At 32.6% G+C, this 13,563-nt stretch carries 12 protein-coding genes; all 12 read right to left on the minus strand.

Annotated elements, in window-relative coordinates; all coding sequences use genetic code 11:
* Nucleotides 1-8: 8 nt before the first annotated feature.
* The 12 genes from ACOEN1_RS02290 to ACOEN1_RS02345 all read right to left on the minus strand — a co-directional run bounded on the left by ACOEN1_RS02290 (nucleotide 9) and on the right by ACOEN1_RS02345 (nucleotide 13,554).
* The gene (locus ACOEN1_RS02290; RefSeq protein WP_422484796.1) at nucleotides 9-1,469 is read right to left on the minus strand and encodes a lipopolysaccharide biosynthesis protein; all 1,461 of its coding nucleotides are present in this window, start codon (nucleotides 1,467-1,469) and stop codon (nucleotides 9-11) included.
* Between the two features lie 20 nt (nucleotides 1,470-1,489).
* Complete coding sequence (locus ACOEN1_RS02295) at nucleotides 1,490-2,656, minus strand: nucleotide sugar dehydrogenase (protein WP_422484797.1); 1,167 nt, start codon at nucleotides 2,654-2,656, stop codon at nucleotides 1,490-1,492.
* A gap of 150 nt (nucleotides 2,657-2,806) precedes the next feature.
* The gene (locus ACOEN1_RS02300) at nucleotides 2,807-3,130 is read right to left on the minus strand and encodes a polysaccharide pyruvyl transferase family protein (RefSeq protein ID WP_422484798.1); all 324 of its coding nucleotides are present in this window, start codon (nucleotides 3,128-3,130) and stop codon (nucleotides 2,807-2,809) included.
* A gap of 168 nt (nucleotides 3,131-3,298) precedes the next feature.
* Nucleotides 3,299-4,546, minus strand: coding sequence for a hypothetical protein (locus ACOEN1_RS02305; protein WP_422484799.1), 1,248 nt, complete (start codon nucleotides 4,544-4,546; stop codon nucleotides 3,299-3,301).
* A 60-nt stretch (nucleotides 4,547-4,606) separates the two neighbouring features.
* Nucleotides 4,607-5,788: a hypothetical protein gene (locus ACOEN1_RS02310; protein WP_422484800.1), complete on the minus strand. Its 1,182-nt coding sequence runs from the start codon at nucleotides 5,786-5,788 to the stop codon at nucleotides 4,607-4,609.
* Between the two features lie 26 nt (nucleotides 5,789-5,814).
* Nucleotides 5,815-6,984 carry a hypothetical protein gene (locus tag ACOEN1_RS02315; protein ID WP_422484801.1) on the minus strand — a complete coding sequence of 390 codons (1,170 nt, stop codon included), beginning with the start codon at nucleotides 6,982-6,984 and terminating at the stop codon, nucleotides 5,815-5,817.
* A gap of 52 nt (nucleotides 6,985-7,036) precedes the next feature.
* Nucleotides 7,037-8,182 carry a glycosyltransferase gene (locus tag ACOEN1_RS02320; protein WP_422484802.1) on the minus strand — a complete coding sequence of 382 codons (1,146 nt, stop codon included), beginning with the start codon at nucleotides 8,180-8,182 and terminating at the stop codon, nucleotides 7,037-7,039.
* Between the two features lie 2 nt (nucleotides 8,183-8,184).
* Entirely contained in the window at nucleotides 8,185-9,309 is a 1,125-nt protein-coding gene (wecB, locus tag ACOEN1_RS02325) for a non-hydrolyzing UDP-N-acetylglucosamine 2-epimerase (RefSeq protein ID WP_422484803.1), read from the minus strand.
* Nucleotides 9,310-9,312: 3 nt separating this feature from the next.
* On the minus strand, nucleotides 9,313-10,422 hold the full coding sequence (locus tag ACOEN1_RS02330; protein ID WP_422484804.1) for a capsular polysaccharide biosynthesis protein CapF: 1,110 nt from the start codon (nucleotides 10,420-10,422) through the stop codon (nucleotides 9,313-9,315).
* Nucleotides 10,422-11,441, minus strand: a complete 1,020-nt coding sequence (locus ACOEN1_RS02335) for a polysaccharide biosynthesis protein (protein WP_422484805.1) — start codon at nucleotides 11,439-11,441, stop codon at nucleotides 10,422-10,424. Before ACOEN1_RS02335 ends, ACOEN1_RS02330 begins: the two co-directional genes overlap by 1 nt.
* Nucleotides 11,434-12,687, minus strand: coding sequence for a glycosyltransferase family 4 protein (locus tag ACOEN1_RS02340; protein WP_422484806.1), 1,254 nt, complete (start codon nucleotides 12,685-12,687; stop codon nucleotides 11,434-11,436). Before ACOEN1_RS02340 ends, ACOEN1_RS02335 begins: the two co-directional genes overlap by 8 nt.
* A gap of 9 nt (nucleotides 12,688-12,696) precedes the next feature.
* Nucleotides 12,697-13,554, minus strand: coding sequence for an NAD-dependent epimerase/dehydratase family protein (locus tag ACOEN1_RS02345; protein ID WP_422484807.1), 858 nt, complete (start codon nucleotides 13,552-13,554; stop codon nucleotides 12,697-12,699).
* Nucleotides 13,555-13,563 lie beyond the last annotated feature (9 nt).

The raw sequence follows: 13,563 nt of genomic DNA on the forward strand, positions 1-13,563 counted from the left end.
TTCTAGTATTATTTATAATCATTTTTTCTAGGAGCTTTTATAAAAATTTTTGTAATATGTCTAGTTTGCCTAGTAACTACCATAGCTAGAATAAAAACTACCCCACCAAATATTAATTTGATTAGTGCTGATAGTAATAGATTATTTATAGTAATCATAGAAATAAAATATAATCCCACAAATGTTACTATAAAAATTATCAAATCAGGTAATAAACTCTTAAAAAAAACAGTAGTTGATTTTTTTAACCCTTTGTTTATCAACAAATAGAATGAGATAACAATATTTAAGTTGTATGCTAGTGTGACGCATACAGCAACTGCATTAATACTACCAAATCCAATCCCGATTACGATCGAGCCAACTATTAAAAAAGCTGAAACAACACCTGCATTAAATAACAACTTAGTATTCCCAATACTTTGAAAAATTGAACCTGTACTAGACGTTATCATCTGTGCCCATATCGATAATGCCAAAAATCTAAAACTTAGTATAGAATCATACCACTGATTACCAAATAATAATATAACTATTTCTTCTGCAGCAAAAAAAGAATACGCTGAAGCAAACACTCCGAGTAACGAAAGAATCTTGATAACTTTCATATACTGTATATATATATAATTCTTGTCTTCTTGATGTGCGGATAAAATTGGATGTAATACTGGGGTGATAACGTGTGTCAAATTTTGAACGGGGTAAAGCATAAGTTTATAAGATTTATCATAAAACCCTAATGCAGAATTCCCCATAAATTTACCAATTAACAGATTATCCATATTCCTAGAGAAATAATTTATTATACTAAAAGCCATCTGATATGATGAAAATTCTTTTATTTTCTGGATGCTCTGTTTGTTAATCTTTATATTAAACTTAGGTTTTACCGTATACAAATTCCATAAGAAAGTAATAAATGCGACTAGTATTGAATGGAAAACTATTGAATAATATTTAAACCCTATAAGCGCTAAGATTATGGTAGGTATAGCGGATAGAATGGAAACTATCACCAATCTTAAATTAACTAATTTGAACCTGTGTGCTTTAAGAAGCAACGCATTTGGCACAATATTTATTGTGTTAAAGAATAATGATACTCCTAATAAAGCTCCAATCGGAATATAAACTTGATTATTATAAAAATATGAAATAAGTATGGAAAAAAACGCAAATAAAGTGCCCATTGCTAACCCTATATATAAAGTTAATGAAAAGATATTATCTGTGTCATTCTCATCAATGCTTTTATTCTGAATAATTGCAGGACCTATACCCATATTGGCAACAAGTGTGAAAAAAGATGTAAAAACAGTTACTACAGCCACAATGCCAAAATCCTCTGGTGTCAATATTCTAGCTAAAATTGCACCATATATAAGTTGTATAAATATATTTGTATACTTTCCCAAGAAATTAATTATTGTCGCTTTTCTGATTGATATTGATTGACTATCTACTCCCATTTTTCATCATTTCCCTTTTATTAATCTCTACTAAATAAATCTCTTGTGTAGACCTTATCCACGACATCTTTAATCTCATCAGATAGTCTGTTAGCAACAATCACATCAGAAATTTGTTTAAACTCATCAAAGTCTTTGATCACTCTTGAATGATAGAACTCATCTTCAAGAAGTGCTGGTTCAAATACTACTACCTCGATACCTTTAGCTTTGATACGCTTCATAACACCCTGGATTGCGGACTGACGGAAGTTATCAGAATCCATCTTCATTGTAAGTCTATAAATACCCACAATCTTTGGCTGTCTTTTAAGAATCATATCAGCAATATGATCTTTTCTCGTCCGGTTAGCATCAACAATTGCCCCGATAATGTTATTTGGCACGTCCTGATAATTAGCCAAAAGCTGCTTTGTATCCTTAGGCAAGCAGTATCCACCATAACCAAAGGAAGGATTGTTGTAGTGGCTGCCAATACGGGGATCTAAGCCAACTCCTTCGATAATTTGCTTAGTATCCAGTCCTCTTACTTCCGCATAGGAATCAAGCTCGTTGAAATACGCCACACGCAGCGCAAGGTAAGTGTTTGCAAAGAGTTTAATTGCTTCTGCTTCAGTCGAATGGGTATATAAAATCGGAATATCATTTTTAATTGCTCCTTGTGCTAGAAGTTCAGCGAATACTTTAGCTCTCTCAGACCGCTCTCCCACAACAATTCTTGATGGGTAAAGATTATCATAAAGCGCTTTTCCTTCTCTTAAGAATTCAGGTGAAAAGATTACATTTTCAGTATCAAACTTCTCTTGGATAGATTTAGTGTATCCAACCGGAACTGTAGATTTTATAACCATTACAGCTTCTGGATTTATGGATAATACATTTGCAATTACAGCTTCAACAGTTCTGGTATTGAAATAATTCTTATCTGAATCGTAGTTTGTTGGTGTTGAAATAATGACATAGTCTGCATCTTTAAATGCAACATAATTATCTGTAGTAGCTTTTAGATTCAATTCTTTAGTGGCTAAGTATTCTTCAATTTCAGTGTCAATGATTGGTGATTTTTTATTGTTAATCATATCAACCTTCTCTTGGATGATGTCTAGTGCAATAACCTCATTATGTTGTGCTAAAAGTATGGCATTTGACAGACCAACGTAGCCAGTTCCAGCTATTGTAATTTTCACAAGTAACCTCTCCTTCTGGTAGCATTTACATGCTAAACAAATATACTTTTAAAATATTAGTTTGTTGCTTCTTAATCAAATAGTTTTGGCATTACTGAAAAATTCTTTCCAACAAGTTATCTCTTTGTACTTGTTCAATTTTCATATTACTTAAACGACTTTTCTTTTCATGGTTAACTTATATCCCTTCCCGTAATAAAATGGGCCAAATGATTGTGGCATTAAATACATTTTTATACCATGTTTTTTAGCTATAAGTATATTAATTAGATAGTCAAATGAACGTCTTATACCTCGTTGAGATGATAATGCATAACCACTAACATCGATTATATAATCCGAATCTTCCAGTATTTTTTTCAGTGAATTAACTTCATTATTAAACAATTTATATTTCTTATATTTTATTGATTTGTTTATGGTAGAAAGAATAGTCCCAGCAAAATTAATCTTGAGTCTATCAAGCCAGGGCATAATCTTAAAATTACATTTGCTTCTACTATCATTTGATTAATTAATACTTGACAGTTATACTACCTCTTTTTCCGGCATATTTTTTTGATATGATCAATCATTGTAAAGGTCATAGCTTCAGCACCTTTATTATTCATTTTTCCTCCGACAATCAGTACGTACCTCATACTAGTCCCTCCGCTCTATTTTTCTATTACCTATATATTCATGTAAAGATTTCTCATTATTAATCGCAAATGCTAAAAGAATTAAAAATAAGGCAAATAATTTTTGCTCATCAACCAACGTATTAATTGTAAAAGCAGTGATAGCAGGTATAATAAATAAATACTTCTTTTTAAATATGTTTTTAAAAAGGAAAAATACTGTACTGAAATATGCAACTAGCCCATAACTATAAATTAATCTTAAATGATCACTATGTGGTTTGAAGAATTCACCTTGAACAAATAATGTATAACCTTGTCCGAATAAGAATGGAAATAAGTTACTAATTGCTCTCATGTATATACCAACTCTTGGGTTTCCAGAAGTGACTGTACGTTCATATCTATATATATATCTATCAATAACGTCAATAGTTGTTGACCACAATTCAGGAAATACAGCATTTATAAATACAATAGCAATAAATGCAAGAAATAGTAATTTGATTACACTTTTCCAAGTTTTATTTTTCAATAGTTTTTTATCTAATAAAATGTTAAGGAACACACCAGCTATTGTTGCAAGAATTGCCCCATTACTCTGAAATGAAAATAGTAATACTACTGTTGCAATAATAACTGCGAAATTATTTATGGTAGAAATCTCGTATCGCGAGTAAACAAAAAATACTACTATTAGGAAAAAATATGCCGCTGTGTTTGGATCAACAAACATGTAACTATATCTAAGATATATTAAAACATTTTCGGCTGCGTACGAACTAGATTTGTATAAGATGTTTTTTAGATCGACAATATAATTAGGGTCAATAAAAAATAATATGGATAATACAAACTGATAAATAACAAATAACATGAGTATCTTCTTAATATTAATATCTCTTCTTTTTAGAGTCTCTTGATAGTAAAAGAAATAAGCAAATGTTGTAAGCAATTGAAATGCTCTTTTCATGTTTTCAACTATGATTTCTGTTGATCTTCCAATAACAATTGATGTAAAAACACTAATGAATATAGTGACCGCAATTATTGAAAAGAGTTTCAAATAAATATTATTAGTTATCTTTCCATAACGTAGTAACATTAAAGCCACTAAAGGTAGACTCATCGGCATAATGAAATAAGGAAAATACGGCATAAATAATATGTCGAACAAAACAATATAAGCGACTATTTTCACAATGTCTATCGATGCTCTTTCGTTTTTACTAACATTTATTGTTTTTGAAGTGTTTGATAAAACCTGCATGATACACCCGTCCTATCTCGGTAATATCTGTAATGTAACATTACATACCTGGCTGAAATACTAATTCCACATTTTTTTAACTAATGATAATATTAAGTATGTTAACGATCTTTTTTTCCCTAGCGGAATCCTTAAAAAGTAAAATTCTAAATTTCTAAAACGAATATTTATTTTGCTATCTATATCAAATTTTTCATTGATAAATGTATCATATAGAAAAATATCTTTTCCGTATAGATCACACAATACGTTCTCTTCTTGAGGAAACATTTTTAATGAGTATCCTTTTATAATCTTTTTGTTCATTATCCTAGTTGTTAGCACATATCTTGTATTGCTGTTTTCTTTAGTACCATAAATATCAATCGTTACTTCATCACTTAAGCTTTTCTTCAAATAATCCCTTAATCGAATGTTCTCATGGAATGCATCATATACAACGGATGATTCTTTAAAATCATCGAAATCATAATTCTTTTTGTTGAATTTCAGTAAAGGGACTTGAAGTAGATTATCTTGGGATTTTGCATGTACACCTTTTTCCCTCATATTTGTCGTTAATGAGACGTATGGATATACGAAAAACTTATCAGATTCTATTAGGTATCTTATAAAATATTTTTTCCAAGAAGATGCTGGCCATGATGATAAATTAGGGGGAGTATTACATTCAGAAAAAGATATATCTTTGTTTTGTTCATACCACTCAATGAATGACGACCATTGTTGTTTTGTCCAAATTTGTCCCCAAGATGATGCCAGCTGCATGAAATAAGTATCTTTACCACTTATAAGTGGTTGAAATATTTTCCCAGCAGTTTCATTATACTGTTGAGCATATAAAGATACCCCTGCAACTCTTTCATCGAGTGAATAATGCTGAATTGCATGTTTTGAGTAATGGTAAAAATATTTTGATACGTATAAATCATCCTCAAGCATTATAATACTTCCATATTTATTAACTAAATCTCCAGCTTTTAAAATATGTGCTCTAAGGCCAAGATTTTTCTCATGTTTTAAAACAATTTTTTCTCCATGAATCCATTTATAATCATCAGCAACCTTTTTCACCTCATTATTAAGTTGATTGGTTCCTCCATCAATACTTATAACTATCCGTGTATTTTTATCATCATAATCACAACAACTTAATGACTTTAGGAGTAATTCTAATGATTTGGGACGATTGTATGCAATAACTACTATTGTTGGTTGGGAGACAGAAGGCGTTTCACTCATATTATTCTCCTTAATCTAAGTATTTTTTAATAATTACTTGCTTCTAAATTAGAAGATTTTAGTAGTGAATTCAAATCTTTCACAAACTCATAATCCAAAGTCTCGATTACAGATAATTGACTATGTGCTTTATCTAACTCTACAGTCATAACCGCTTTTGCTATAGAACTGGGAGTATCATCAGCAGAGAAATTTATTTGGTTTGCAACTTTAGATATTGTAATACTCTCAATAGCTGTACTAACAACATTTAAATGATGTGATAAGTATGACAAAACTTTAGATGGAAATGCTGAATTCATATATTCACCTTGAACTTGAGGATTTAATCCGATGTCACAATTCAACATAAATTTCTTGTATTCATCACCAACTAATATTCCGTGAAATGAACAGCATTCCCGATTCATCTCTAAATTAAGCTTTTCGATTAAATCTATCATTTCATCAATGTGTGTTTTCTCACCGAAACCTAATATATTTAAATGATATCTATTCGGTAGATATCTCATGCTTTTTATTGCGTTAAATGCTCCGCCTTTAACTCTATCAATTGAACCGGCATACACTAAATTAATTTCGTCATTAAAATTATTCTCTTTTTTTTCAACATTAATAGCCTCATAAGCTCCATAGATAACAACACTTGGTTTCTCAGCAAATAAAACGCTTAGCTTATCTGATGCGAAAAGGTACTTTTCAAATTTCTTAATATATTTAACCTCTTGTTCATAATTTGCTGACCCCTTCCAAACATCCGAATAAATTTCCTCAACTTCAAGAATAATATCGAATTTTTTTATATACTTTGCAATAGTAATCGGCCATATCAGCGAAATCGAATGATAAACAATTACGATATCCTCTTTCTTAATGCCAAATAACAAGTATTTTAAAAGAAATATTGAAGATAGTATCTGCTTTATTTTTTTCATTGTTTTTCCCTTTGATCCAATTGTAAAAAAATTTCGCAATAAAACTCCTTCGTTTATGCGGCTAATTCTACCTTTATAATAACCGGTATCATTATTTGACCAACAAGGAGACACAATTTCTACTTCATAACCATTTCTGTTCAAGGCACGACATATATAATCGACCTTGTTTTTTATTGCTAAGAAAGTATTCCTATTTTCTCTGGGATTGATTTTATCATCATTATAGTAAGCAATATATTTGACTTTTTTTCCATTCATATTGAACTCTTCCTTTTTAGTTTCATAGTACTTTTTGTATTAATTTCAAAAACTAACTAAATAATTCATAAGATTTTGCAATGTCTTCTTGTCTGTTTGATTTAGAGCGTCCGTATTCAAAGGCTTTTTCGGAAAAGATTCTATATTCTTTTTGGTTTAAATCTACGCATTTTTGAATAACATCAACAAATTCATTTTCATTTGAAAGATTTAAATCCCAACCGACACCACTTTCCGATAAATGTCTCCAAGGTGTTTGATCACTTGTAATTACAGGGCATCCACCTATTAACGCTTCAGATATAACATGCCCAAAATTCTCACCTAATGTTGGAAACAGAAATATGTGGTTATTATTAAATACACTCATAACTTCTTCATGACTAATCAAACCATTATATTTAACGGCTATATTACTAGGAAGTGAGTCGATATTTTTTTTGCATTTATTCCAATAAATTTTATCTTCAATTGGACCGTAAATATTAAACTCTACATTTCCAGAAACTTTTTTCAAAAAATTGATTGCTTGAGCTAAATTCTTTTTTGGATGAATTCTAGAAATAAATAGAACTTTCAACTCACCCGTTTCTTTTATTATTGTTTTATTATAAATTAACTCACTATAATTCTGAGTTAAATTATTAGCCGTTAAAACCTTTATATCAGATCCAAATTTATCATGGATATACTCTTTTTCTTCAGATGAAGTCGCATGCCAGGTGATAGAATCAAATAGTTTAAAAACCTTAGAAAGCAGAATAAAGGCCTGCTTTTTAATAAGTTTTAAATTCATTGCACCTGGTGAAAATTGACCTCTTGGTGCTATTACAATATTTCTTATTTTATGATTTTTAACTTTCTTTAATATGACAGCCTGTATTCCAAATCTGTAATCAAAAAAGCTATTAATATACACAGCGTCATAATTATTGCTCTCCAGAATCAATTCTAATTTTTTAAAACTTAGCTCACTGGGGTTAATATAATATATATTTTCTTTCTTTAATTTCGTCCATTCTTTAATTTTAATATTTTTAAATGGTTCTTCGTCTCCTAAATCCCTGTCTCCTGCGACAATAAAAAACTCAATTTTGTCTGATAAGTTATCAACTAGATTTTTTATTGATTGTATTGGGCCTCCACCTTTCATACTCGGTAAATAATACCTAGTTAGAACAAGCACTTTTTTTTTCATTCTTATTTCCCCCAAACAACCCTATTTATATAATCTGTATATGATAAAATAATCCTTACAACCTTATCAGACACATTAGGCATGCTATAATCTGAAACCAACCTCAATGAATCCTTTTCTTGTGTCTCAAGTACTTCTAACCCCTGAAGAATTCTCTCTCTCTTGAGACCAACCAGCATCACTGATGCTTCTTCCATAGCCTCAGGTCGCTCATGAGCTTGTCTGATATTCAGTGCCCTAAACCCAAGAATTGATGACTCTTCACTAATTGTTCCACTATCACTAAGAACAGCTTTTGCATACTTTTGTAGTTTCACATAATCATTAAATCCAAGAGGTTTCATAGTTTTAACCAATGGATTGAACTCAATTCCTTTTGCTTCAATCATCTTTCTTGTTCTTGGGTGTGTGCTAACAATTAATGGCATGAGATATTTTTCTGCTATTGTATTTAAGCTATCTACCAGATCCATAAAGTTCTGATTAGAACTGATGTTTTCTTCTCTATGAGCAGACACTACAAAATATTTCTCAGCTTCGAGTCCCAACCTTTCAAGTACATCTGATTTTTCAATGTCTTCTTTTCTAGAATTAAGAACTTCAAACATTGGGCTGCCAGTCTTAATTACTCTGTCTGCAGGAAGACCTTCTTTTAAAAGATATTCTCTAGCAATATCACTATAAGTTAAATTAATATCTGCAGTATGATCTACAATCTTTCTGTTCGTCTCTTCTGGAACTCTCTGATCGAAACACCTGTTACCAGCTTCCATGTGGAAAATTGGAATGTGTCTTCTCTTTGCAGCAATCGCACAAAGGCAACTATTCGTATCTCCAAGTACTAGAAATGCATCGGGCTTAACCTCTTCAAGGATTGGATCAATCTTCACGAGAATATTTCCTATCGTTTCTACTGCAGTTCCCGTTGCAGCATTCAAGAAATAATCCGGTTTCTTTAAGTTGAAGTCATTGAAAAACACTTCATTCAATTCATAGTCATAGTTCTGTCCTGTATGAACAAGAATGTGTTCAATTGCTTCAGATTCTTCTAATTTATTAATAACAGCTGACAGTCTGATTATTTCTGGTCTAGTCCCAACGACTGTCATTACTTTTAATCTCTTCATCAGTTATACCTCCAAATAATAAGTATCAGGTTTTTCAGGGTCAAATGACTCATTGGCCCACATAATTGTTACCATATCTGTATCGCCAAGATTATCAATGTTGTGTGTATATCCCGTTGGTATATCTACTACTTCCATTTTCTCACCACTTACGAAATACTCTAGCACTTTTTCTGAATCTATTTTTCTAAACCGGATAACACCCTTGCCACTTACAACTAGAAACTTCTCATTCTTCGTGTGATGCCAGTGATTACCTTTTGTGATTCCAGGTTTTGATATATTTACTGAAACTTGGCCTCGATCAGGTGTTTTAATAAACTCTGTAAAAGATCCTCTCTGATCCACATTCATCTTTAAGTCATAACTAAACTTGTCTTCAGGCAAATAGCTTAAATATGTACTGTAAAGCTTCTTTGTAAATGCATCAGCCATATTTGGCACTGATCTATCTTCTCTACTTTTCTTAAATGAATAAATTAGTTCTACTATTTCACCAAGTGTTATTGTATGTACTACAGGAACTTCACAAAATGAGCCTATTTTGTTTTCTTTTCCTTCTAGCGCATTAATCAATTCACTAACCACATCATCTATATAAACAAGATTCATTACCACACTGGGGTCATTGATCTGAATGGGCATATCATGGGCAACATTATGACAGAACGTCGCCACTGCACTGTTATAGTTTGGTCTGCACCACTTTCCAAAAACATTAGGAAACCTGTAAACAAGTACTTTAGATCCGGTTTCTTTACCATAAGCAAATAAGAGATCTTCTCCCGCCTTCTTACTTTCACCATAAGGATTATCTAGCTCAGCTTGAATAGACGATGAAATCATCACCGGGCAGGTGTTATTATTCTTCTTAAGAGAATCTAACAGATCAGAAGTAAAGCCAAAGTTACCTTCCATAAATTCAGATTGCTCTTTAGGTCGGTTTACCCCCGCAAGATGAAATACAAAACTGGCTTCTTTACAATACTCATCAAGTAGAGAAGGATCTGTATCCCGATCATATTCGAAAATTTCAGTGTATTTTCTATTTCTAAGCTCTGCTATTAAATTTTTACCTATGAAGCCCTTTGCCCCAGTGACTAAAATCTTCATTATCTATCCCAACTTTCCAATTGTTCTCTTACATAATCAAGCTGCAGTAGCTTTTCTTTAATCTGCTCTATGTTAAGCCTTTCTGTATTATGAGAGTTATACTCATCTTCTGATGAAAGCTTTTGATCACCTTCAACAAAATACTTGTCATAGTTTAGATCTCTCTTATCAGCAGGTACTCTATAGAATCCACCCATGTCTTTAGCAACAACATGTTCTTCTTTTGTAAGAAGTGTTTCATACAACTTCTCCCCATGACGAGTTCCGATGACTTTAATTTCATTGTCTACATTAAAGAGTTCTTTAACCGCTTGCGCTAAGTCTCCGATGGTTGATGCTGGGGATTTCTGAACCATGATATCGCCGGCTTCAGCATTCTGGAATGCAAATACAACGAGCTCAACAGCCTCTTCAAGACTCATTAGAAACCTTGTCATATTCGGATCTGTTACAGTAAGTGGTTGTCCATTCTTAATCTGATCTATAAATAGTGGAATTACTGAACCTCTTGAAGCCATAACATTACCATATCTTGTACCACAAATAAGTGTTCTATCAGAATCAACAGTCTTTGCTTTAGCTACAAACACCTTCTCCATCATTGCTTTTGAAATTCCCATTGCGTTGATTGGATATGCTGCCTTATCTGTAGAAAGACAAATAACCTTCTTAACGCCCATCTCGATTGCGCCTGTAAGTACATTATCTGTTCCTAATATATTGGTTTTAACTGCTTCAAGCGGAAAGAACTCGCATGAAGGTACCTGTTTGAGGGCAGCTGCATGAAAAATATAGTCAACTCCATGCATTGCATTTTTAACGCTTGAAAGGTCTCTAACATCGCCTATATAAAATTTTAATTTATCGTTTTTGTATAACTTTCTCATATCATCTTGTTTCTTCTCATCACGAGAGAAAATTCGAATTTCTTTAATATCTGTATTTAAGAATCTTTTCATTACTGCATTTCCAAAAGATCCTGTTCCACCTGTGATTAGTAAAGTCTTTCCTTTAAACATTTAACTTTTCCTCCAATCCATACTGTTTGTTAAAATATATGTCCATCTTATCTAGCAGAATGTTTTTATTAAAATGACTATCATAATACTTCCGAGCATTATCGCCTAATTGAATAAGTTCTTCTTTTGATTTTTTAGCTAGATTAATAATATTATCAGCTAGTTCTTCTGCATTCCCTGGTTTGACACATAAACCTGAATTAGACTCATTTATAATCTTTGCAGTTTCACCAGCTGCAGATGCAATGTTTGGAATTCCACAAGCCATATAGGATTGAAGCTTAGCAGGTATAGTCATTGCAAATAACGGGCTATCCGTCAAACTAAGAAAAGCAGCATCACTTGCAGCCATGAACTCTGGTATTCTAGTTGCCGGTTGCTTAGGGATGAAATTAAACATATCATCCAATCCCTTAGCATTGACTATGTTTACAAACTCATTCTTATATCTGCCATCTCCAACGATATTAAATCTTATCTGTTTTTCAGATTTAGTCTTTATGATTTCTGCTGCTTTTGGCAGAATATCTAACCCTTGGGCTGCTCCAATATTCCCTGCAAAAATGATATTGAACGCATCATCTTTTGGTATCTCTGGGATACTCATTTCCTCAATCGGAATATAAAAATCTTCAGCATATTGCGGCCAGTACTCGATTTTATCTAGTGGAACTCCCCGATCATGAATAGACTTAACAAAGCTCTCTGACGTGGTAAATATCCTAGTACAGCCCCTATATATGTAGTCAACCATTTTACCAATGGCACCAATAATCCTTTTATTTTTGATTCCCGTTATTATCTCAACATTTTCTGGCCATAGGTCTTGAACATATAAGTAACAGGGAATCTTCCTCTTCTTTGCATACCAAACTCCAGGAAGTGCCTGTGTCATTGGCGATACTTCAAATATAAATACATGATCAGCTTTAATGTTAGTAAGCATCTTCCAGAAGAAACCCGATACTACGAACGACAAATAATTAAGAGCAAGCATGATTGAATTATTTCCCCTCGGAACTAAAGGAATTCGTATGATATTCATTCCGTTATAGGTTTCTTTTCTTTTCTTGAATAGCCCATATCCATCATAATATTTGCCTTGAGGGTAGTTTGGAATGCCTGTAACTACAGTTACTTTGTATCCTCTTTTCACCCATTCTGTACAAATGTCATTGATACGAAACTGCTCAGGGTAGAAATATTGCGCGATTACTAATATATGTTTTTTCAAGCTCGTATCCACCCTTCCTAATTATTTCTCCGTCAACTCAATAGATTCTTTGAATGTTCTTATTCGGTAATTCGCCTTATCGTAGTCACTCATGGACTTCTCATAAACCAAATTGCCGAATACCTTATTCACTATCCCTATTCCAAACATCAATCCAATCAGCCAATTCATCCAACTGATCATCCATATCTTCTTTCCATAAACTTCACCAATCAATCTAACTAGTTCACTCGTCTTCACATACTCTTTATTCTGTGGAAAGTAAAGCCCCGTCTCTTCATGATCAATCATGACCTTTATAAATTCACAAAGGTTATCTATATGAAGCATGCTGCGCTCATTATTGATATCGGGGAAAACAGGTACCTTCTTGGCCATGTTTGCAAGTCTTGGATAGTTTCCTTTCGATCCTTTCCCATAAATCATAGGTGGTCTAAGTACAACTATCTTAAAATCATCTGCTTCTAAATCCTTTATGCCTTCCTCCGCCTGCAGCTTACTGTTTCCATAGAAGTTACTAGGTGTCGGAACTGTATTTCTATCAATAACCCGCTTACTACTGCTGCTATCGCCGTAGACAATAATGCTGCTCATAAAAATGAACTGCTTTACACCTTCTGCCTTGGCCTTCTCAGCAGTTTCAATAGTTAAATCTCTATTCACTTTATAGTAGATGTCTTCCATCTTAGGATCAGATGATACATGAGCAATCCCAGCCACATGAAACACGACATCATATGAACTGAAATCCTTCTCTTTCCACGACCCATCTTTCATATCAACCGTATCTACTTTATATTTATCAGGTTCTCTCATGAGCCAATTCTCAAGAGATGTACCTATGTAACTGTTTTTTCCGGTAATTAGAACTCGCTTCATCGTTTCACC

Source organism: Gudongella sp. DL1XJH-153 (assembly GCF_049310905.1).
Taxonomy (GTDB): Bacteria; Bacillota; Clostridia; order Tissierellales; family Tissierellaceae; genus Gudongella.